Annotated in this window: 18 protein-coding genes; 9 read left to right on the forward strand and 9 right to left on the reverse strand. The window is 44.4% G+C overall.

Going from position 1 to position 21,764, the window contains the following annotated elements:
• Positions 1 to 158 precede the first annotated feature (158 nt).
• Positions 159 to 680: a DUF6155 family protein gene (locus ADJ77_RS07785; RefSeq protein WP_025077400.1), complete on the forward strand. Its 522-nt coding sequence runs from the start codon at positions 159 to 161 to the stop codon at positions 678 to 680.
• An 86-nt stretch (positions 681 to 766) separates the two neighbouring features.
• Positions 767 to 1,258, forward strand: a complete 492-nt coding sequence (locus tag ADJ77_RS07790) for an exonuclease domain-containing protein (RefSeq protein WP_025077401.1) — start codon at positions 767 to 769, stop codon at positions 1,256 to 1,258.
• A 652-nt stretch (positions 1,259 to 1,910) separates the two neighbouring features.
• On the opposite strand, the gene pheS is transcribed toward ADJ77_RS07790, so the two are convergent.
• The gene (gene pheS, locus ADJ77_RS07795) at positions 1,911 to 2,948 is read right to left on the reverse strand and encodes a phenylalanine--tRNA ligase subunit alpha (RefSeq protein WP_050696248.1); all 1,038 of its coding nucleotides are present in this window, start codon (positions 2,946 to 2,948) and stop codon (positions 1,911 to 1,913) included.
• Between the two features lie 142 nt (positions 2,949 to 3,090).
• Between pheS and ADJ77_RS07800 the strand changes: the two genes are divergently transcribed.
• From ADJ77_RS07800 to pyk, 7 genes are all read left to right on the forward strand, one after another.
• Positions 3,091 to 3,948 carry a DUF4348 domain-containing protein gene (locus ADJ77_RS07800; protein WP_025077402.1) on the forward strand — a complete coding sequence of 286 codons (858 nt, stop codon included), beginning with the start codon at positions 3,091 to 3,093 and terminating at the stop codon, positions 3,946 to 3,948.
• Positions 3,949 to 4,046: 98 nt separating this feature from the next.
• Positions 4,047 to 4,619: a sugar O-acetyltransferase gene (locus tag ADJ77_RS07805; RefSeq protein ID WP_050696249.1), complete on the forward strand. Its 573-nt coding sequence runs from the start codon at positions 4,047 to 4,049 to the stop codon at positions 4,617 to 4,619.
• 52 nt (positions 4,620 to 4,671) lie between these two features.
• Entirely contained in the window at positions 4,672 to 5,682 is a 1,011-nt protein-coding gene (murB, locus tag ADJ77_RS07810) for a UDP-N-acetylmuramate dehydrogenase (protein WP_050696250.1), read from the forward strand.
• 223 nt (positions 5,683 to 5,905) lie between these two features.
• Complete coding sequence (locus ADJ77_RS07815; protein WP_234398022.1) at positions 5,906 to 6,718, forward strand: MBL fold metallo-hydrolase; 813 nt, start codon at positions 5,906 to 5,908, stop codon at positions 6,716 to 6,718.
• A 786-nt stretch (positions 6,719 to 7,504) separates the two neighbouring features.
• Positions 7,505 to 8,272 carry a hypothetical protein gene (locus ADJ77_RS07820; protein ID WP_025077404.1) on the forward strand — a complete coding sequence of 256 codons (768 nt, stop codon included), beginning with the start codon at positions 7,505 to 7,507 and terminating at the stop codon, positions 8,270 to 8,272.
• 30 nt (positions 8,273 to 8,302) lie between these two features.
• Positions 8,303 to 8,647 carry a hypothetical protein gene (locus ADJ77_RS14140; protein ID WP_025077405.1) on the forward strand — a complete coding sequence of 115 codons (345 nt, stop codon included), beginning with the start codon at positions 8,303 to 8,305 and terminating at the stop codon, positions 8,645 to 8,647.
• Positions 8,648 to 8,666: 19 nt separating this feature from the next.
• Positions 8,667 to 10,133: a pyruvate kinase gene (gene pyk, locus ADJ77_RS07830; protein ID WP_025077406.1), complete on the forward strand. Its 1,467-nt coding sequence runs from the start codon at positions 8,667 to 8,669 to the stop codon at positions 10,131 to 10,133.
• Between the two features lie 571 nt (positions 10,134 to 10,704).
• Here the strand turns inward: pyk and rpiB are convergent.
• The 8 genes from rpiB to ADJ77_RS07870 form a co-directional block, all read right to left on the reverse strand.
• Positions 10,705 to 11,151, reverse strand: a complete 447-nt coding sequence (gene rpiB, locus ADJ77_RS07835) for a ribose 5-phosphate isomerase B (RefSeq protein WP_025077407.1) — start codon at positions 11,149 to 11,151, stop codon at positions 10,705 to 10,707.
• A gap of 64 nt (positions 11,152 to 11,215) precedes the next feature.
• Positions 11,216 to 13,231: a transketolase family protein gene (locus ADJ77_RS07840; protein WP_050696251.1), complete on the reverse strand. Its 2,016-nt coding sequence runs from the start codon at positions 13,229 to 13,231 to the stop codon at positions 11,216 to 11,218.
• An 807-nt stretch (positions 13,232 to 14,038) separates the two neighbouring features.
• Positions 14,039 to 14,707, reverse strand: coding sequence for an NUDIX hydrolase (locus ADJ77_RS07845; RefSeq protein ID WP_025077408.1), 669 nt, complete (start codon positions 14,705 to 14,707; stop codon positions 14,039 to 14,041).
• 247 nt (positions 14,708 to 14,954) lie between these two features.
• Complete coding sequence (galK, locus tag ADJ77_RS07850; RefSeq protein WP_025077409.1) at positions 14,955 to 16,115, reverse strand: galactokinase; 1,161 nt, start codon at positions 16,113 to 16,115, stop codon at positions 14,955 to 14,957.
• A gap of 87 nt (positions 16,116 to 16,202) precedes the next feature.
• Complete coding sequence (locus ADJ77_RS07855; RefSeq protein WP_025077410.1) at positions 16,203 to 17,486, reverse strand: MFS transporter; 1,284 nt, start codon at positions 17,484 to 17,486, stop codon at positions 16,203 to 16,205.
• A gap of 42 nt (positions 17,487 to 17,528) precedes the next feature.
• Positions 17,529 to 18,620 (reverse strand): aldose epimerase family protein, encoded by a 1,092-nt coding sequence (locus ADJ77_RS07860; RefSeq protein ID WP_025077411.1) that lies wholly within the window; start codon positions 18,618 to 18,620, stop codon positions 17,529 to 17,531.
• Positions 18,621 to 18,936: 316 nt separating this feature from the next.
• Positions 18,937 to 19,860: a hypothetical protein gene (locus ADJ77_RS07865; protein WP_050696252.1), complete on the reverse strand. Its 924-nt coding sequence runs from the start codon at positions 19,858 to 19,860 to the stop codon at positions 18,937 to 18,939.
• Between the two features lie 508 nt (positions 19,861 to 20,368).
• Complete coding sequence (locus tag ADJ77_RS07870; RefSeq protein ID WP_050696253.1) at positions 20,369 to 21,652, reverse strand: bifunctional folylpolyglutamate synthase/dihydrofolate synthase; 1,284 nt, start codon at positions 21,650 to 21,652, stop codon at positions 20,369 to 20,371.
• Positions 21,653 to 21,764: the final 112 nt, after the last annotated feature.

The following is a 21,764-nucleotide window of genomic DNA, read 5'->3' on the forward strand; positions in this document are numbered from 1 at the left end:
TTGTTCTCTTTTACGATAAAAGAAATATGCATGAAAGGTTTAGAGAATCTTTGTAATTTACTTTACGCTAACATTTTCATTTTTCGCTGGAAAGCTATACCTTTGCAGACATGGAACTTTATGTTACTTGTAAATGCTAATATAGAGAGGACTCTGTTATGACAAAATTGAAACTGAAGAAGCATCTTGCCACATTGCCAAAGGAAGACGTAATAAGACTTGTGCTGGATTTATATGATGCAAACAAGGAAGCGAAGATGTATTTGGAAATGTATCTTACACCTGATTATAGCACTGCGTTGGAAAAATATAAGAAGATTATCCGTAACGAATTTTTCCCTGCTCGGGGCTTTTCTGACAAGCCTTCATTTGCAACTTGCCGTAAGGCAATCTCTGATTTCAAGAAGTTGAAGGCTGACGCCATCAGTCTTGGTGATTTGATGCTTTACTATATAGAGTTGGGATGTGAGTACACAATGACCTTCGGTGATATGTGGGAACAGTATTACACCACATTAGAAACGAATTTTGATAAAGCTCTGAAGCATATTTGTGAATACGGTCTTGAGGAACACTTCAGGCAGAGAATTAAAAGTATGCTTAACTCAACGAATTGTGGTTGGGGCTTTTCCGATACATTATGGGATATGTACTATGAGCATTTTGGTTATCAAGACTAAACTAACACACTTTATTTAAACAAGCATTAAGCCGCCTCTGTAGAATTAATCTGATAATAGACGGCTTAACTATTTTATATAAAGCTATGCAGGACTTTGCAGCGATTGACTTTGAAACAGCCAACTTTGAGCGGTGTAGTGTCTGTTCGGTGGGTGTGGTAGTAGTAAGGGGAGGAGAGATTGTTGACAGCTTTTATTCCCTTATACAGCCCGAACCGAATTATTACCATTGGCGATGTACGCAGGTGCATGGACTGACATGTGCTGATACGGATGATGCCCCAGTGTTCAGCGAGGTGTGGAAACAGATAGAACCGATGATAGAAGGTTTGCCGCTTGTGGCACATAATGCCCCGTTTGACAAGGGATGTCTGATGGCATCTTTCTATACCTATCAGATGGACTATCCTGATTATGAGTTCTTTGATACGCTGAAGGCGGCTCGTCGTAAGTTCCCTCATCTTCCTAACCATCAGCTGCATACGGTTTCTTCTGCCTGTGGCTATGAATTAGCCGACCATCATCACGCACTTGCGGATGCTGAGGCTTGTGCGTGGATAGCACGTGAGATTTTGTAGGATGTTAGGTGGTGGATGTTAGGTGGTGGGTGTTAGATGTTGGGTGGTGATGATGTGTTAGTTGGTATTAGGTGGTGGGTGACAGCTGTTGGGGGTAATGATATGTTACGTGAGAAGTATTGGTGATAAGTATTGATACTAAGCAGAATGGACATTTTTACAAAGGTTAGTCATCTTTGTCTTTATATAAAAAGGATGACAATAATAAGGCGCGCGCCCCTCATCTACGAACGTGCGGAGGTCTCGCACGTGTTGTGCTAAGACTCCGCACACATGGTGCCAAGCCTTAGCACGAATCTTATCAGACACCAAACACATGAAAGAACATTGTCGATACGAATGCTATATGCCGTTAGAAAGAAGTTAGGCTACCCTTAGGAAGTAGGAAGCATCTGTTTGATTAGGATTTATCCATTATCTGTAATCGTTCCTTACAGTGCACATATAGATAAGAGAATGGGTGTTGATGAATTGTTTAAAAGTTCATCAACACCCATTATTTATTACTCAAACTCAACAAAAATCTTTAGTAAATGTAGTGTATAGCAGAGGTGTTTCGATTATAGAAAGGGCTGTTCATCAACCCCCATTATCCATCATCCACCACCTAAGTGACCATCAACAGCCAATACTCAACACCTAACACCCGACATCACGCTCCTTCAAACTCGCGGAGGAAGCGGGTGTCGTTCTCAGAGAAGAGGCGGAGGTCGCTGACACGGTACTTGAGGTTGGCGATACGCTCAACACCCATACCGAAGGCATAGCCTGTATATACATTAGAGTCAATGCCACAAGCCTCCAGGTCATGTGGGTCGACCATGCCACAACCGAGAATCTCCACCCATCCGGTGTGCTTGCAGAAACCGCAGCCCTCACCGCCACAGATGTTACAGCTGATATCCATCTCTGCACTTGGCTCTGTGAAAGGGAAGTAGCTTGGACGAAGACGAATCTTCGTGTCGGCACCGAACATCTCACGGGCAAAGGTGAGAAGCACCTGCTTGAGGTCGGTAAAGCTGACATTCTTGTCTACGTAAAGACCTTCTACCTGATGGAAGAAACAGTGTGCACGTGCCGAAATCGCCTCATTGCGATATACACGGCCCGGGCAGAGAACACGGATCGGCGGCTCGTGGGTAGACATGTAGTGTGCCTCGTCATTGGATGTGTGGCTACGGAGAAGTACGTTCTTCGTAACGTCCATCGTACTGCTGCGCTCAATGAAGAAGGTATCCTGCATGTCACGTGCCGGATGGTCAGCAGCAAAGTTCAGCATCGTAAAGACGTGCTGGTCGTCATCAATCTCCGGACCCTGATAGAGCGTGAAGCCCATGCGGGCGAAGATGTCAATAATCTCGTTCTTTACAAGCGTCAGTGGATGACGTGTGCCGAGGGTGATAGGGTAGGCGGTACGTGTCAGGTCAATGTCATCGCTCTGTGCCTCACTTGTTTCAAGCTGGTCCTTGAGTTCATTGATTTTGTTCTGTGCGCTCTGCTTGAGCTCGTTGATTTTCATACCGACAGCCTTCTTCTGCTCGGCTGCTACATTGCGGAACTCACCCATCAATGCGTTTATTTCCCCCTTTTTACTGAGGTATTTCAGACGGAGTTGTTCTACATCATCGGCACTCTTTGCCGTGAGTGTGCTCACTTCCTTGAGAAGTTCTTCTATCTTGTCTAATAACATACTGCTTGATTATTTTCCTGCAAAGGTACGATTTATAATCGGAACGGAGAAATTACCCTGATATAAATTTATTGTTTTCGTGTCTTATTAGAAATAAATATCGTACATTTGCAGGAAATTTGAGACGAATAATTAGGAGAGTATGAAAAAAGCATTTTTACTTGTTGTATGTGTGTGTGTGGCTATGATGGCTGTTACCACTGGTTGCTCTAATAAGAAAGTGGACGGAGGCGACAGTTCGAGTACGGATTCTACGGCAGCAGAGCTGAGTGACACGGTTGACAGTGTCGACTCTGCTACGGAAATGATTGCCGCTACTCCGATGCCAAAGGCTGCTGACCAGCTGTTTGATGACTTCTTCTTTAACTTTATTGCTAATAAGAAGTTGCAGAGCAGTCGAATCAAGTTCCCATTGGCAGTAGTGAGTGGAGAGAAGACAACAGAACTGAGTCGTAACAACTGGAAGACTGACCACTTCTTCCGTAAGCAGGGATATTATACACTTATCTTCGATAACGAGAAACAGATGAAGTTCTCTAAATCGACCGACTTGGATAGTGTCATCGTTGAGAAAATACATTTGAAGAAGGATATGGTTGAGCAGTTCTGGTTTGATCATCAGGATGGCAGCTGGAAGTTGAATCAGATTCGTAACATCACGTATGATAAGAGTTATAATGCTTCTTTCTTCGCTTTCCTGTCACGTTTCTTTGCCAATGGCGGCAAGGGATACGTGAAGAGTCCGCTGGCTTACACTGGTCCTGACCCTAATGGTGAGGAGACAACGACGGTAAACACCACAATTCCTGCCGAAGAATGGTCATCTTTCCTGCCAGAAGTACCGAGTGATATGATTTATAATATCCTCTATGGGCAGAAGTATTCAGAGTCAGACCGGAAGATTCTTACTTTCCGTGGACTGGCTAATGGTGTGGAAACCCAGCTTATCTTCAAGCATCATGGAAAAGACTGGCGGCTGGAGAAGATTGTAGCCTATTAACAGGAAGACTTCCTGCCCGTCATTAGCTGCGGGACTTTCTGTGGACCGGCTCTGCAATATCCACGCTGAAGTCTTAATTGTTTAATAATTAATTGCTTATGAAAAGTGAACGTCAGAAAGCCTTGGATGGTGAATTGTTCAACGCTGTTGACCCAGAGTTGCAGCACATAATCCTGCGGACAAAACGCCTGCTGCGCGAACTGAACAGCTGTGACTATGCTGACCGGGACGGCAAGCGTAGGATTATCGAGCAGATGTTCGGCTCTGTCGGTGAAAGTATACATATCGACATGGACTTTCATTGTGAGTATGGTATCAATATACACCTGGGTAACTGGGTCGTTATCAACATGAACTGTACGTTCGTAGACAACAATCGTATTGACATAGGCAATGATGTTCTCATTGCATCAGACGTGAAAATTTATACAGCTACGCATCCAGTCAATGCCAAGGACAGGATGATTTCCGGTGGAGGATGGAACGTCTATGCCCAACCTGTCAAGATAGAAGACGGCGTATGGATAGGAGGTGGTGCGGTTATCCTGCCTGGCGTGACGATTGGCCGTAATGCCGTTATAGGCGCAGGGGCTGTGGTAACAAAGGATATTCCAGCCAATGCGGTCGCTGTCGGTAATCCGGCAAGGGTCATCAGATACCAGGAAGAATAGCTCCTTATAGCAAACAGAAACGAAGAGCAACACAAGAACGGTATAAGCTAAAATGAAAACAGAGTTTAACTATAGTCTGCTAAAGCATAACACCTTCGGCATTGACGCTAAATGTCAGCGTTTTGTCGAATACAATTCTGTAGAGGAAGCACAGGAGGTTGTGCGTTCCCTGAAAGACGAAGACTATCCGTTACTGATACTTGGTGGTGGTAGTAACCTGCTACTCACGGGTGACTATAAGGGCACTGTACTGCATTCGGGCATCTCGTTTGTCGAACAGATTGACGAAGAACGGGTACGCTGCGGTTCGGGATATGTGTGGGATGATTTTGTTGATTATTGCGTTTCGCATAACCTTTATGGGGCAGAGAACCTCTCGATTATCCCAGGTGAATGTGGAGCAAGTGCTGTGCAGAACATCGGTGCGTATGGAGTTGAAGCCAAAGACCTGATTGAAGAGGTTGAAGCTGTTGAGATTTCCACTGGCAAAGTGCATCATTTCAAGAATGCTGAATGTGCATACAGCTATCGCCAGAGTAAATTCAAGCACGAATGGCGTGACAAGTTTCTTATCACATCTGTCACTTACCGGCTTTCCAAGACTTACCAACCCAAGCTCGACTATGGTAATATCCGTGCGGCATTGGCTGAACAGGGCATAGAACATCCTACTGCAGCTGAACTTCGCCAGACGATTACCAATATCCGTAATGCCAAACTTCCTGACCCTAAGGTGACGGGTAATGCGGGCAGTTTCTTTATGAACCCTATTGTTCCAAAGGCAAAATATGATGAACTGGCGGCTCGGTATGAGCGTATGCCTCACTATACAATCGATGCCGAGCATGAAAAGATTCCTGCTGGTTGGATGATTGAACAATGTGGTTGGAAAGGTAAGACGCTTGGTCGTGCAGGTGTTTACGACAAGCAGGCATTGGTGTTGGTGAACCTTGGTGGTGCAACAGGTGCGGATATAGTCCGCCTCTATAAGACTATCCAGCATGATGTGAAGGAGAAGTTTGGGATTGAGATACATCCGGAGGTGAATACCTCCCCCAACTAAAGCCTCTCCCAACCCCTCCGAAAGGAGTGCTAAACAAAAAGTAACTAACTTTCTTGATATTATGGTATAGTATAATATTAAGATGTATCACATTGTTAAGATGTATCATAATAACTGCTACATCCAATCATAGATACGCCTTATAAGCGTTCAGTTAAGAAATACTTATAACTAAGCAGCGGACCAACTTTTAAGAACATACCCTTTGAAGCAAAAAGAACTCATAAGCAACGAGCATTCCGTTAGGCACTCCCTTCCTTCGGAGGGGTTGGGAGAGGTTCTCACCTTCCTTGGCACAGGCACATCCAACGGAGTCCCTGTACTTGGTTGCAACTGCGAGGTATGTAAGAGTAAAGACCCACGCGACAAACGATTGCGCACTTCTGCCCTGTTGGAGACAGCAAATACCCGTATTGTTATCGACTGCGGTCCTGACTTTCGCCAACAGATGTTGCCACAACCTTTCTGCAAGATTGACGGACTGTTAGTTACGCATATCCACTATGATCATGTGGGAGGTGTTGATGATGTACGCCCCTATTGTAGGCTGGGGGATATAGATGTCTTCGCTAATGCAGACACCTGTGCTGGACTGCGGCATAATTTCCCTTACTGTTTTGCTGAAAATCTTTATCCCGGAGTACCCAGATTGAATCTTCATGCCATTCTGCCTCATTCTCATATACGGATAGGGGATATAGAAGTGGTGCCCATTACCGTGATGCACGCACAGTTACTCATCCTCGGTTATCGTTTTGGAAAACTTGCTTATATAACGGATATGAAAACGATAGACGATGCGGAACTTCCTTATCTTGAGGGGGTTGAAACCTTGGTGGTAAACGGCTTGCGTTGGGAGCGTGAACATCATTCGCATCAATTGATACCTGAAGCAATAGCGTTCAGCAGGCGAGTAGGGGCTAAGCGGACTTACTTAACCCATCTTACGCATCAGATTGGTTTGCATGAAGTGGCGCAGAAACAGCTTCCGGAGGGGGTGTTCTTTGCGTATGATGGCTTGAGAGTTGAAGTGTAAAGACTAATCTCGTAAAGCCTTTCCCTTTTGATACTTCTCCAAAGGGGGGTATCAATACTGAGTTATTTGTGTGTGTTTTTTCATACAGCAAATGGATTGTTTCTTTTCCCCGTGCATGTAACCCTGAATTATCTTTACATAATTTGTTGTTATTCCTGCTTCAAAACGGTGACAAAACACCTTTGTGGTTGTGCTTGTAACTGTCATGAAACCAATAACTTATAATCTTGGGTTAGGATAAGGTACTTAATGGGGCTTCAATTAAGCCTTAGTTGGACTTCAATTAACGCCCTTTTGGATGCTAAGTAAGGCTTAGTTGGAACGCAATTAAGCATCTATATATAATCAAGTAATGAAAAAATAGGACAAAACCTCTTGTTGTCCAGTTTCTTTTCTTTCAGAAACGGGGGTGAATGTTGTGACATACTTGTATGTCTCTCGGATAGCCTTTTGGTATAGTTCTCATCTGTTTTTTATGTTTCAAAACTTTTCAGTGTCTTACTTCTTCCTTTCTGTCTTTCCTGCTTCTTCTATGTTTCTGCAGCGGTTTTTGTCAGGGAGGGGGGGGCTTCTCATGGAAATGATTGCAGAGCCTCAGTTTCTTTATGCAGGAAAGCAAGTAGAATCTTTCTTGTTTATTCGTTGAATCCACGTTATATTATTGCTTAAAACATTTCCAAGTATGGAAGAAAATTCTTAAATTTGCAGAAAATAATCTGTGCTTGGCAAATTGGCAGTAGGCTTCCTTTGCCCTTGCTGATATCGTTTTTAAGAAAACATAGAGTAATGCAGTATCATGTAACTTGTAATAAATGCAATCGTGCGTTTACGATTACGGCTGATAGCGGTGACCGTATGAAATGTACCTGTCCTTATTGTGGGCAGTCGTTGCTTGTCAACCTGCCGGCTATGGCAGAGCCTGTTACGCCGGTTGTGCAGCAGCCAGTCAGTCCTTCGGTGCAGCCACCAGTGACCGGGCAGGGCGGTAATGATGGTAAAGGTATAGCTGTCAAGATTCTTTTAACAGTGCTTATTGTGCTGATTCTGGGCGGTCTGGGTGTTTTTGCTTTCGTCCAGTGGCAGAATAAGAAAGAGGCAGCACGGCTGGAGTTGCAGGCACAGCGTAAGGCGCATGCTGATTCGCTGATGCAGATACGGGCGCAGCAGGAGGCACAGGAAGCTGAGGCGCAGCGGGTGGATGAACAGCGGAAGTCTGTGTGCAACTTTATAAAATCATTCTATCAGAAAGCCGTTCTGGTGGATGACGTTGACGTCAACTTCTATGAACGTTATCTGACGGACTACTGCCGGCGGATGATTTTCGGAGTGCTGGAGGATTATGAGTCAGATGTGGAGGACGGAACGATATGGTGGGGAGCTTTTGGCAATACGGCTTCCGACCCTGATAAAATCCAACTTCTACGTAACCTCAGCATCACTCCGGTGGAGGGAAACTGGTATAAGGTGAGACTGACACAGGATGGTGCGACTGAATACCGTCAGTTAAAAGTACTTACGAAGGATGGGCACGTCCTCATTGATGACGTAAGATAAAACCCCAGACTAAGAAAGGAGGGAAAGAAGATGCAATTTAACGTCGTTTGCAAGCATTGTCATCGTCCCTTTGTTATAGAATCGGGACCGGGCAGTACATTAAGGTGTAATTGCCCTTATTGTGGTGAAGGTATGGTGGTTGCCACTCCACACATGGAGGTGACAGCCGGCAGTATTGCTGAGACTGCTGCCACAGTGAGCCACGAAGAAGTGGAAAAGGATAACACAAACGAGCAAACCAATCCGGTGAAAACCAAAAAACCATCGAAGGGTGGGTTGGGAAAGAAGGTAACAATAGTATTTGTTGTCCTTCTGGCTGTCGTGATACTGTTGTCATCACTCTTATATATTATTTTCTCAGCAATGTCGAATTAAACAATAACACACTCAAATTATGAAACAGACAAAGATAGTATGTTCTATTAGCGACCGACGTTGTGATGTCGATTTCCTGAGAAAACTTTTCTTCTCGGGTATGAATGTCGTCCGTATGAATACTGCACATGCCAGTCCTGACGGTATCAAGGAGATTATCCGCAATACACGTGCAGTGTCGCCACACTTGGCTTTGCTCATTGATACCAAGGGTCCTGAGGTGAGAACTACGGCTGTTGAGGAGCCTATTCACTACAAGGTGGGTGACATGGTCAAGATCTTTGGTCGTCCAGATGTGGATTCTTCTAAGGATATTATCAATGTTTCTTACCCTGATTTTGCCCGTGACGTGAAGGTGGGCGACCATGTTCTCTTTGATGACGGAGCATTGGACATGCTTGTTATAGAGAGTGTTGGACCTATGCTGGTGGCTCAGGTGCAGAACGAGGGTGAGCTTGGTTCACGCAAGAGTGTGAATGTCCCGGGTGAACATATAGAGCTTCCTGCACTTACAGAGAAAGACAGAAGCAATATCCTGTTGGCTATTGAGGAGGATATCGACTTCATCGCTCACTCTTTCGTGCGGTCAGCTGCCGATGTGCATGAGGTTCAGAAGATTCTTGACGAGCATAATTCTGACATCAAGATTATCTCAAAGATTGAGAATCAGGAGGGTGTTGATAATATTGATGAGATTATTGATGCGTCATACGGAATTATGATTGCTCGTGGTGACTTGGGTATTGAAGTGCCGATTGAGCAGATTCCGGGTATTCAGCGCAGCATCATCAACAAGTGTATCATGAAGAAGAAGCCGGTTATTGTGGCTACTCAGATGCTGCATACGATGATTAACAATCCTCGTCCTACACGTGCCGAGGTGACCGATATTGCCAATGCTATCTACAGCCACACTGACGCATTGATGCTGAGTGGGGAGACAGCGAGCGGCAAGTATCCTGTTGAGGCAGTGCAGACAATGTCACGTATTGCTGAAGCTGCTGAGGTCGATGCTCACAAACGTGGACACGTTACGGTTCCTATGACCAACCGCAACGACCAGCGTGAGTTCCTGTCAAGAAGTGCAATTGAGGCAACTGAGCAGTTGGGTGTTAAAGGTATTATCACTGACAGTGAGACCGGGCAGACGGCACGCAACCTTGCTGCCTTCCGTGGTCCGCACCCAGTGTTGGCTATCTGCTATAAGGATAAGGTGCAGCGTTGGCTGAATCTCAGCTATGGTGTCATTGCTGTCTATCAGCAGCAGCATAAGTCAAACCAGGAAATGTTTACTGCTGCCTTGCGTATGCTTCGTCAGAAGGGGTATATTGATCTGGAGGATAAGATTGCTTATCTGTCTGGTTCGTTCGGTACTGGTAGCGGTACGACTTTCCTTGAGATTAATAAGGTGGGTGATGTGTTCGACCAAAGTTATCGTTTCCACCTCCCGGAGGGATCGTACAGTAAAGGAACAGAAGAGGCTTAATGGCTGTTTATGCTGAAAGGGCTGCATGAAGTGTGTCCCTTTCAGCATATTTTTTCTTAGCTTTTCTTCTTTATGGGCAGGTAAATTCATTATCGGATAATCTGTTATTCCTCTCTGGCAAGTAGTTCAGTTTCTTGGAGGATAAGAGTCTCAAGTCGGTTGTTGGAGGTTCTTGGAATTAGAGTGTTAGATATTCTTTTAACTCGATAATGTTGCATTGTCTTTGGAGAAGTAAGTCTGCTAATCAAAGAAGGCTTGTTTACTTTTGGTAGCACAACCCTTTTTTAACTATAAGTTGCTCTCCTTCCAGTAACATTTTGCAACGTGTTAGTGCTTAGCACCATTGGTGTTTGCTAACATCACCATGTGTGATGGGCAACAGCACATCGGTTGTAGACGGGAAGACATGTTCATTATTGTCATTAGAATGTATTATATAGTGACATCAATGACTTACTTGTATGGGATATATTTACCTTACAGTACTGATTCAGAATAAAAGAAAAGGTGTTCAGAATGTGCTCCTGAACACCTTTTTTGATGTAGTCTTTATTAGATGTTATGACTCTTTTTAGTCCTGCTGGATGGCAATCTTCTTGACACGGCGTTCGTGTCTGCCACCCTCAAAGCTGGCTTTGAAGAATTCATCAAGAATCTTTGCGGCTGTCTTGTTATCAATAAATCTGCCAGGAAGCACTATGACGTTTGCATCATTATGCTGACGGGTCAGCTCTGCTACGTCCTTGTTCCATACCAGACCGGCACGCACACCTTGGTGTTTGTTGAGCGTAATAGCCATGCCTTCTCCACTGCCACAGATGGCAATGCCCGGGTAAACTTCACCACTCTCAATGGCTTCAGCCAATGGGTGGGCATAATCAGGGTAATCGCAACTCAAGTCACTGTTGCAGCCAAAGTCCTTATATGCGTACTTGTGTTCTTCCAGATACTGGATAACGAACTGCTTCAATGGATAGCCTGCGTGGTCGCAGGCAACTCCTACTGTCTTAATTTCCATAAGCTGTTTAGGTTTTATGAGCCCCTTGGTCCTGATGAAGACCCCAGGGGGTCAGGTTAAACGTTTATGCTAAAAATGCTTTAACTTGCTCGTAGACATTCTCTGGGGTGAAGCCTAATTTCTCGTCGAGCACCTTGTAAGGTGCTGAGAAGCCGAAGCTGTTGAGACCAAAGACCTTACCGTTGGCACCGACCAAGCCTTCAAGGGTGACAGGAAGTCCTGCTGTAAGACCGAAGATCTTGGCATCCTTCGGCAATACCTGTTCCTGGTAGTCCTTGCTCTGACGACGGAAGAGACCCTCTGACGGTGCTGTTACAACACGTACCTTCAGTCCGTCCTTACGCAGCAGTGCGGCACCATCAATGCAGGTAGAGACCTCTGAGCCGCTTGCAACGAGGATAACGTCAAACTGGTCGTCTGAACCTGTTACGATATAAGCACCCTTGCGTGTCTGCTGATAGTCAGTTCCTTCGGGCAGGCTATTTATGTTCTGACGCGAGAAGATGAGTGCTGTCGGCGTATCCATGTTCTCCATTGCCATCTGCCAGCAAACAGTTGTGTCATCGCTGTCGGCAGGACGAAGTACACGTACAGAGTCCTGTCCGGCATGGTTCCTTAGTTTCTCCATCAGACGAATCTGTGCCTCCTGCTCAACCGGCTCATGTGTAGGACCATCTTCACCGACACGGAAAGCGTCGTGTGTCCAGATAAACTTCACAGGAACCTGCATGAGAGCAGCCATGCGTACAGCTGGTTTCATGTAGTCAGAGAATACAAAGAAAGTTCCCATAGCTGTGATGACACCTCCATGAAGCATCATACCGATACACATACATGCCATTGCCAACTCACTGACACCTGCCTGGAAGAAGGCGCCGCTGAAGTCGCCGCGTGTGAGTGAATGTGTCTTGTTGAGGAATCCATCAGTCTTGTCAGAATTACTGAGGTCGGCTGATGATACGATCAGGTTAGGTACTTGTTCTGCAAGCAGACCGAGGCAGGCGGCAGAAGCATTACGTGTAGGGATGTCACGCTTCTGTACAAGACCACTCCAGTCAATCTTCGGAGCCTTGCCAGAGAACCACTGACGCATCAGTTCAGCCTTCTCCGGGTTTTCTTTCTCCCAAGCTGCTTCAGCTGCGTGACGTTCTGCGACAATCTTTCTGAGTTCTGCAGCACGGTCGCTATAGAGTTTCTGTACTTCCGGGAAAATCTTGAATGGGTCTTCAATATCACCACCAAGATTCTTTATGGTATTTGTATATGCGTCTCCGCCAAGTGGTGCACCGTGAGTCTTTATGCTGTTCTCGTAGCTACTGCCGTCAGCCTGCAGTGCTCCCTTGCCCATAACGGTCTCGCCGATGATAAGGGTCGGGCGATGTTCTTCCTTGTTTGCAGCGACAAGAGCTTCACGAATGGCATCCGGGTCGTTTCCTGCAATCTTCATAACGTTCCATCCCCACGCCTGGTACTTCATGGCAGTATCTTCTGTCATGACGGCAGCGCACTCTGTAGAGAGCTGAATGCCGTTGGAGTCATAGAACATGATGAGATTGTTCAGCCCTAAGTTTCCAGCCAAACGTCCTACTTCGCTGCTGATACCTTCCTGAATACCACCGTCAGAGATGTAGGCATATATCTTGTGTTGCATCATGGTTTTGCCAAGACGTGCCTCAAGGAACTTCTCGGCTACAGCTGCACCGGCAGCGTAAGCATGGCCTTGTCCAAGTGGACCTGACGAGTTCTCTATGCCGTGAGCAATGTCACGCTCTGGATGACCGGGAGTGATTGAACCCCACTGGCGGAACTGTTTTATATCATCAACCGTAAACTTTCCCTGTAGGGTCAGTGCTGCGTAAAGCATTGGAGACATGTGACCTGGGTCGAGATAGAAGCGGTCACGTCCTGCCCATTCCGGTTGTTCTGGGTCATAGACGAGAAATTCAGAGAAAAGGATGTTGATAAAGTCCGCACCACCCATAGCACCACCGGGATGTCCCGACTTAGCCTTTTCTACCATTGACACTGCGAGAATTCTAATGTTATCCGCTGCTCTGTTCATCAATTTCTTGTCATTCATAATAGATAGGATTAAAAAATTATAATGCAAATATAAAGATAAATATGGAGACATCAAAATATTAAACTTACTATTTTATGAAAATGTTTTAAAATAATTTTAACCACTGGCTGGTGTCCTGTGTTTATTGTAATGTATGGTGGTTCTCTCTTCTTTTATTATGACTTGAAGTTGTTGTCGGTGATGCTTGGAGAATAGCAAAAGGCATTGCTCGTGTTTGTCCTTTTTTTTCATGACCTTCATTTTTATTGGTGCTTTCTTGCATGCTAATTAAGGCTTAATAGCATTGCAACTAAGGCTTAATTGAAGTCCAATTAAGCATCATTTCTTGTTTTGATATTGTAGTTAATTGATGCACAGGCATTTGTAAACATCTCGTTTTGTCCGTTATCTATCATTGGAGGGAATGTTGCTGATTGTCTTTTATTTCATACTTATATTGCTGTCTTTTGCAGCCTGAGGGGGAGTTTTTACGTTATACTTGAGTCTTTTGGGCTGCTTATGATGAGATACAATAAAAATGGGAACGCACGGTGATACGTTCCCATTTCAATTGTTGTTTTATGGATGCGAAATAGTATCTCCTTGTAGTTTGTGTTTGACAGACAGTTAGTTTGCTGCTATGCACTACCTGCTGTGGTAATAACTCCAGCTTGCACTTTTATGTTGGCAGTGTAAATTTAATGCCGTGTAATGTAGGAGAGGGTTGTGTTTTGCATCCGTTTCATAGATAGATTCCTGCTACTTGTCAGTGTGATGTGGATTTCTGCACGGCTGCTTCCTGAAGCCTGAACACAGTTTTATGGATTATAGCGTTGCGTCCATGTATGCCTGCTTGTTGATGCGATACAAGGCTGCGCCACGTTTGCTTGTAATCTTATCAATGAAGTTCGTTTTCTCAATGAAGTCAATCTGCTTAATACGCTTGCGGAAGTTTCGCTTGTCAATCTCTGTTCCTAAGATAGCCTCATGGACATGTTGAAGTTGTGTGAGAGTAAAGAGGTCCGGGAGAAGATTGAAGCTGATGGGATCTTTGTGAAGGAGCTTACGTAGTTGGCTCAAAGCCATCTGTACCATAGCGATATGGTCACCGTACAGTTCCGGCAACTTGTCGATGTCAACCCATTGAAGGTCGTTCTCTTCCAGTAGTTGATGGTCATAATCAGAAACATTGATGAGTGCACAGTAAGCAATAGAAATGACACGGTCGCCCGGGTCACGGTCGGTTTCACCGAATGCTCCCACCTGTCGCATGTAAATGTCGTTGATGCCTGTACACTGATACAAGACGCGGTTTGCAGCTTCCTTCAGGCTTTCGTTTTCTCTTACGAAACCGCCATAAAGTGACAGTTTACCGCTGTACGGCTCAACTTTTCGTTTACCGACAAGTAGCTGAAGTTTCTTGTTTTCAAAACCCAGTACGATGCAGTCCACCGATACCAGCAGTTTAGGTTCTCCTTTATAGTATTTATTCATGTTATAGGGTTTTTGATTAGAGATGTAAATGTATGGTTATTTCTTTGGTGAATAAGTAGTAGTAATCCGTTTGTTTTTGGAGTAAAAGGTTTGAAAGGTTGGTCACGTATATGCCCGAGTGGCTTGGTTGGACTTGTTGACCTTATTGGCTGAAAGGGCTGAATCCCATGTGAAGAACCCAGCCCTTATGCTAAATTACGTATATCCTTGCAGATGATGACACCTTAAACCAGATGTCATGGTATCTTTAGCAAACCTTGTGGGAACCTTCACTGATAACCACTGGATAAACTTCTGGTGCATGACCATACTTTGCATTGAACTTCTCAGTTGCATCTGCAATGAATTTGTCATACAGTTCATCCTTGACAAGGTTGATAGTGCAACCGCCAAAGCCGCCGCCCATGATACGAGAGCCAGTCACGCCATTCTCCTTAGCAACGTCGTTGAGGAAGTCAAGCTCTTCGCAGCTTACCTCATACTCCTTGCTAAGACCGTGATGTGTCTCATACATCTTCTGACCTACTGTCTCATAGTCACCAGCAAGGAGTGCGTCGCAGACAGCGAGTACACGTTCCTTCTCACCCAGTACGAAGTGTGCACGCTGGTAATCTTCAGCACTCACCTCTGCTTTGACAGCCTCCAGTTCGTCCCAGTTAGCATCACGCAGTGTCTCGAACTTCTTTTCTGGGAAGTGCTTGCACATTGCAGCAACAACATTCTCACAGCTTCTGCGGCGGTCGTTGTATGGGCTACCAACGAGTTCGTGCTTAACCTTTGAGTTTACAAGAACGAGCTTGTAACCCTGTGGGTTGAATGGGAAGTACTCGAACTCTCGGCTGCGGCAGTCAAGACGCATCAGCTTGCCTTCCTGTCCGAAGACACTTGCAAACTGGTCCATGATACCACAGTTCACACCGATATACTTGTGCTCTGTAGCCTGACCTGCGAGTGCGATGTCCCACTTTGAAATCTTATTGTCAGCGAACAAGTCGTTCAACGCACATCCGAAGCAACTCTCCATAGCAGCGGAAGAGCTCATACCTGCTCCGAGAGGCACATCACCTGCAAAGGCAATGTTGAAACCCTTTACGTCAACACCGAGAGCCTTGAACTCCTGTACCATACCATAGATGAAACGTGCCCATGTTGCGCGTGGTCCCTCTGGGTCGTCAACCTTGAACTCTACACGGTCCTTGAGGTCGATAGAATAGCACATTATGGTGTTTGTACCGTTTGGACGAACCTCAGCCATGATGCCTTTGTCCACTGCACCTGGGAATACGAAACCACCGTTATAGTCGGTGTGTTCGCCGATGAGGTTGATACGTCCTGGTGAGAAATAAATGTTTCCGGTCTTGCCGTCGAAATGTTTGATGAAACGACTTCTTACGAATTCTATGTCCATGTTAGTAATGTTTTAAATGATTGTTAGGGTATTATTGATATATTTCAGTATAATGGCAAGCATAATGCCTGCCATTATAAGTTTTTTTTAAGCCTTTTTTGAAGGATGTGAACCAATCAAAGCGTAGAAGAGCATGTATGCGAGCATGCCGACAATGAGCCAATAGCTGTTGATGTCGCCAATCTTGGTAGCCATGAGGTTCTGGATTAATGGCATTACACCACCGCCGACAACCATGGTCATGAACAGACCAGAAGCTGTTGCTGTGTACTTGCCGAGACCTTCTGTTGCGAGGTTGAAGATAACACCCCACATTACTGATGTACAGATACCGCAAAGGATGATGAACAACACCTTTGTTGGAACTTCTGCCTCAATCCATGTACTCTCAGCAATATTAGGAATTGTAAGGCTCATCTTGCTTGTTTCAGACATGAAGATTGCAACGAGCAGAAGAACAATAGCTAAAGCCGAAGTAACTGTAAGCTGTGTACGTGAAGAAACCTTGCCACTGATGAAGGCACTTACGAAGCGACCAACAAGCATCAGCAGCCAGTAGATACCAGCAATAAGACCTGCAATGGCAGCACTACCGAGCACACCACCCTCTGCAATTGGCTCACTGAGGTAGAACAGGAGCTGACCAGGGATACCAACCTCAACACCTACGTAGAAGAAGATGGCAATGATACCAAGTACCAACTGGCGATATCCTAAAGCGCCTTTGATGCCACCAATAACGTCAGACTTCTCTGTCTCAGGCTCTGTCAACTGTGTAAACCAAACGATAACGAAGGAGGCTGCAAAGATAACCAATGCGATGAGCAGCAGTGGGGTGACAGCCTTTAGGGATGTTCCCTTTGTAATCTCACCAATCATAGAACCTGCAACCATTGGAGTCAATGTTGCTGCGAGTGAGTTCAATGATGCACCAGTCTGGATAAGCTGGTTACCACGGTTACCACCGCCACCAAGAAGGTTCAGCATTGGGTTTACTACAGTATTCAAGATACAAACACAGAAACCGCAAACGAAGGCACCGAGCAGATAAACTACGTATGTGCTGATAGCGTTTCCGTCCATTCTACTTGAACCATATTGGATGGCAATACCGATGAAGCCAAGTGCTAAAGCAACAAGAGCAGTTTTCTTGTAACCATGCTTTGTAATCATCATACCGGCAGGGATACCCATGAACAGATAGGCAGCGAAGTTCATCATGTTACCCATCATGCCAGCCCACTCGTAATGCTGTTTCCAGATTGTACCGAAAGGTGCAGCCATGTTGGTGACGAAAGAGATCATAGCAAACAGGAACATCATGGTAATAATAGCTACCAAGGTTCCTTTCTTGTTAGTTTGATTTTCCATTGTTATGCTTTAGTTTTTATTTATTATTTCGTATTCAGGTTCTTATTTCTCTACACCGAACTTATAGATAGTTCTCTGCGTGTACTCCTTACATGGCTCCAGGATAACTGAAGGGAAGTAAGGATGGTTCGGACTGTCTGGGAAGTGCTGTGCTTCAAAGCAGATGGCACTGCGGCGTGGGAAGGTTGCACCGTGCTGACCTTTGTAACCGTCAGCCCAGTTGTCAGTATATACCTGAACGCCAGGCTCTGTGGTGTAAACCTCCATTGTTCTTCCGCTCTTTGGCTCCTTGATACGTGCAGCGAATGAAAGTTCTCCCTCTTCTTTCTTATTCAGAACGAAGCAATGGTCGTAACCAGCACCATTCTTAATCTGCTCATGGTCAGCATCAATGTCCTGACCTACAGGCTTTGGCTCACGGAAGTCGAATGGCGTACCGGCAACCTTCAGAATCTCACCTGTCGGGATAGATGTCTCGTCAATAGGGAGATAGAAATCGGCATTTATCTGACACTCCAAGTCATCAATCGTTGGTGTTGGATTAGCAATACCTGCCAGTGAGAAGAAGCCATGGCTGGTAAGGTTGATGATTGTCTTCTTGTTGGTTTTTGCTGAATACTTGATAACAAGTTCGTTATCATCTGTGAATGAATAGGCTACCCAGATGTCAACTTCGCCCGTGTAGCCTTCCTCTCCGTATGAAGATGTGTACTTCAATACAACAGCGTGGTCGTTTACCTGTACCGCATCCCATACCTTTGCATTAAATCCTTTCTTTCCTCCATGCAGTGAGTTAGGACCATTGTTGATGGCAAGGTTGTACTCCTTCCCATTCAACTGGAAACGTCCTTTGGCAATGCGGTTACCATAACGGCCAATAAGGGTTGAAAGATAAGGTTCTGGTGAATTGATGACCTCTTGTATATTATCATGTCCTTGGATGACATTTGCCAAGTTTCCTTCTTTGTCAGGAACCATGATAGCAACAATCGCACCACCGTAATTAGTGACTGCAACCTCATTGCCCTTGGCATTTCTGAGTACATAGAGATCGGTTTTCTTACCATCTATCGTAGTCTGGAAGTCCTCTTTCTTCAGACCACACACGTAGTGTGTCTCTTCGACATTTACCATGATGTTCTGTTTTTAGTTACTTTTCAAGAGTTGCAAAGTAAATAAAAATAAACGAAAACTGCAAACTTAACTTTGAAAATAATAGTGTATGGTGTGTTAAAAACAATTAATATAATAGCGTTTTAACCCGATTCTGTCATTAAGAATATTGCTTTTGGCATTTTTTAATGACTGAATAGGGTTAAAATCAATTCAACACTAAAATCTTAGTTATAAATTATATAGGTGTTTGATAATAGCGCAATCTGCATGCTTCAGTGCTTTTGTCTTCGCCTAAAGAACCTTTGAATCGCCTTTGTTTTTTGATGAACATGCTTTAAGCAAAGGATAGTTCGAACTCTCCTGAAACTTCATTAATTTGCGCTGAATAGGATCTAACTCTTCGTGTTTCTTTTAGCTGAAGCATTTTCTTGATAAAAGGTGCTGTCGGACTATCAGGATAAGCCTTTATAAATCGTTCCCACTCGTCTTTAGCTTCTTTTTCTACGTAATCAGTATCCACAGCAGGAGTGTTATCAAGGCCAAACAAAAAGGCAGACTGGAGGAATTTATAGTCATCTCGTAGTCTACAGAATAATTCCTTCTGTGTTGGATATTTCTTTACGTAAGCCTCGTGTCGAGCAAGCAGATTACCCAACTCTCGCCAAGTTATTATGAGTCCAGCATCTATGCTAATATTCTCAGCATCCTTTATCAGGTTCCAGTAGTCCTGATAGTACTTAGGCAATAGTTTGACATACTGAGTGTATATTTTGGTTGGTAGGGTCAATTCTGCGAGTCCCTCTCCCAATTCTTTTATTTCTATCCCTGCCTTCTTATAGAATAACTCCTTCTTTTTGATGGAATCGTGTGGCTCTATTTCATGACCATCGTTGTCTATTCTAAAACTGTAATAGTTCTCAGTGTAATAGAACTCACGCTCATTGATCTTGTCCAGCTCTTTTTGTACTTGCGCACTAAATTCATCAAAGATTCGACAACGCTCCTCCGGCGATGCATCCTTTATTTTAATGTCAATTATTTGCTGATGAAGTTTTATACGCTTCAAAGGGTCGGTTGTTTGTGCAAGAACTTGCTTAACGCTATCAATCTTAGCATTTTGTTGGGTGCTGTCGATATTTGTTTCTTGCTTTGTACTATCGATGTTTTGAACATCTTTATTTGTTTGCTTAGAAGGATTGTTTTGACAAGCTGTCAATAGTACAATTCCTGATAAGAATAGATATATGATTCGCTTCATAAGATTAATGTATGAAAGGTTTAGTAATGATATATATTGTTCTCTGTTCTTCTGTGCAAAGATATATATAATATAGGAAGAAACTCTCAATTATTTGTTTTTCTTATTTGTTTCTTTTTAATATATTTTTTGTATCAAGTTGTTCTGTTGTGCGTGTCTTAGTTTGCCTTTTTGTGGTTTGCTTTTAAAAATACCCAAACTTAATATGCTTGAATAGACACCTTTTTAGAATGTTTGTGTTTGAAATATTCTGACAAAAGCCAGTCTTATAAGTTCGTTTTTTAGGTAAAAAACAGTAATTTAAGTGGGCTTTGTAACTGTCAAGTAATCAGATAGTTGAAGGGTGGTAAAATAAAAGGTGCTTGGTTGCATTCCAAAAGGGCGTTAGTAAGACCTCAAAAGGGCATCTTTTGCAAGTCAATTAAGCCTTAATTCGAATGCAATTAAGCACCAATAAGAATTCGGTTTGTGATTTTTCTTTACAAAGTTATTGTTTGGGAAATAAGTGTTAAAGCCCACTTAGCAAGTCGGCAACCACATAGCTTGAGCCACCAACGAAGATGAAATCATCTTTATCGGCATCTTGAAGGGCTGCTCGGTAGGCTTCAAGGACTGTTGGATAGACCTTTCCGTGCAAATCGTAGTCGTCGGCTGTTTCTGCAACCTTTTCTGCTGGGAAGGCACGATGTGTGCTCGGTTGTGTCCAATAATAGATGGCATCATCGGGGAGCATAGACATAACCGCATGCAGGTCTTTGTCGTCTACCATTCCGAAGACCATGCGCTTCTGTTTACATGCTTGGCGATTGATTTGTTGTGAGAGGTAGGTCCAACCGCCAGCGTTGTGACCTGTGTCGCAAATAACCAATGGATTTGCTTGCAGCTTCTGCCATCTCCCCATCAGCCCAGTTGCCTTGTATACATTAGCAAAGCCTTTCACAATGCTGTCGGTATTCTTGATGACACCTTTATTATATAGCTGCATGGCTGCCGTGAGCACAGTGTTGGTGTTTTTCTCTTGATAGTTACCGCCCAATTCGCCTACAATGTCGCCGAAGAAACGAGTATGATAAGCAATGCCTCCATCAGGGTGTGGGTGAGAAGAAAGTACTGTGGGGATGTCTTCTGCAAAGATAATGAGCGACTCCTCCTTCTGTGCTTTTGCCTTGAAGACAATTTGTGTTTCAGGCACTGACTCACCAATAACGACGGGTACACCATGTTTGATAATACCAGCCTTCTCTGCTGCGATTGCCCCGAGTGTGTTGCCGAGGAATTGGATGTGGTCGAGAGATATGTTGGTGATAATCGATAGGATAGGGGTGATGATGTTTGTGCAATCAAGTCTACCACCTAAACCCACTTCGATGATGGCAATATCAACCTTTTGTTCAGCAAAATACTTGAAAGCCAATGCTGTTGTGAGTTCAAAGAAAGAAGGGTGGAGCGGTTCAAAGAAGGCACGTTCTTGTTCAACAAAATCTATAACCTCCTGTTCTGAAATCATTTCTCCGTTGACTTTGATACGCTCGCGGAAGTCAACGAGGTGCGGACTGGTGTAGAGTCCGACTTTATATCCTTCAGCTTGGAGGATAGCCGCCAACGTATGTGAGCATGAACCTTTTCCGTTGGTTCCTGCAACATGGATAGAAAGGAAGTGGGTGTGTGGATGACCGAAGTGTTCATCTAATGCCTTTGTAGTCTCAAGTCCTTCTTTGTAGGCAGAAGCCCCGACGTGTTCAAAGACGGGTGTGCTGTTGAATAGATATTCTACTGTTTCTTGGTAGGTCATAGTTGGGTGTTGGGTGATGGGTGTTGGGTGATGGGTGGTGATGAAATGTTAGGAAACGATTTAGCCCCATTAGCCAATGAAGTCTAATGGGGCGTATAATCATTATCTTAAT

It is taken from the genome of Prevotella fusca JCM 17724, from assembly GCF_001262015.1.
Classification (GTDB): domain Bacteria; phylum Bacteroidota; class Bacteroidia; order Bacteroidales; family Bacteroidaceae; genus Prevotella; species Prevotella fusca.

Bases quoted from the DNA above. Each gene is read 5' to 3' on its own strand.
- ADJ77_RS07785 (WP_025077400.1), top strand. From the start codon at position 159: ATGACAAAATTGAAACTGAAGAAGCATCTTGCCACATTGCCAAAGGAA.
- ADJ77_RS07790 (WP_025077401.1), top strand. From the start codon at position 767: ATGCAGGACTTTGCAGCGATTGACTTTGAAACAGCCAACTTTGAGCGG.
- pheS (WP_050696248.1), bottom strand. From the start codon at position 2,948: ATGTTATTAGACAAGATAGAAGAACTTCTCAAGGAAGTGAGCACACTC.
- ADJ77_RS07800 (WP_025077402.1), top strand. From the start codon at position 3,091: ATGAAAAAAGCATTTTTACTTGTTGTATGTGTGTGTGTGGCTATGATG.
- ADJ77_RS07805 (WP_050696249.1), top strand. From the start codon at position 4,047: ATGAAAAGTGAACGTCAGAAAGCCTTGGATGGTGAATTGTTCAACGCT.
- murB (WP_050696250.1), top strand. From the start codon at position 4,672: ATGAAAACAGAGTTTAACTATAGTCTGCTAAAGCATAACACCTTCGGC.
- ADJ77_RS07820 (WP_025077404.1), top strand. From the start codon at position 7,505: ATGCAGTATCATGTAACTTGTAATAAATGCAATCGTGCGTTTACGATT.
- ADJ77_RS14140 (WP_025077405.1), top strand. From the start codon at position 8,303: ATGCAATTTAACGTCGTTTGCAAGCATTGTCATCGTCCCTTTGTTATA.
- pyk (WP_025077406.1), top strand. From the start codon at position 8,667: ATGAAACAGACAAAGATAGTATGTTCTATTAGCGACCGACGTTGTGAT.
- rpiB (WP_025077407.1), bottom strand. From the start codon at position 11,151: ATGGAAATTAAGACAGTAGGAGTTGCCTGCGACCACGCAGGCTATCCA.
- ADJ77_RS07840 (WP_050696251.1), bottom strand. From the start codon at position 13,231: ATGAATGACAAGAAATTGATGAACAGAGCAGCGGATAACATTAGAATT.
- ADJ77_RS07845 (WP_025077408.1), bottom strand. From the start codon at position 14,707: ATGAATAAATACTATAAAGGAGAACCTAAACTGCTGGTATCGGTGGAC.
- galK (WP_025077409.1), bottom strand. From the start codon at position 16,115: ATGGACATAGAATTCGTAAGAAGTCGTTTCATCAAACATTTCGACGGC.
- ADJ77_RS07855 (WP_025077410.1), bottom strand. From the start codon at position 17,486: ATGGAAAATCAAACTAACAAGAAAGGAACCTTGGTAGCTATTATTACC.
- ADJ77_RS07860 (WP_025077411.1), bottom strand. From the start codon at position 18,620: ATGGTAAATGTCGAAGAGACACACTACGTGTGTGGTCTGAAGAAAGAG.
- ADJ77_RS07865 (WP_050696252.1), bottom strand. From the start codon at position 19,860: ATGAAGCGAATCATATATCTATTCTTATCAGGAATTGTACTATTGACA.
- ADJ77_RS07870 (WP_050696253.1), bottom strand. From the start codon at position 21,652: ATGACCTACCAAGAAACAGTAGAATATCTATTCAACAGCACACCCGTC.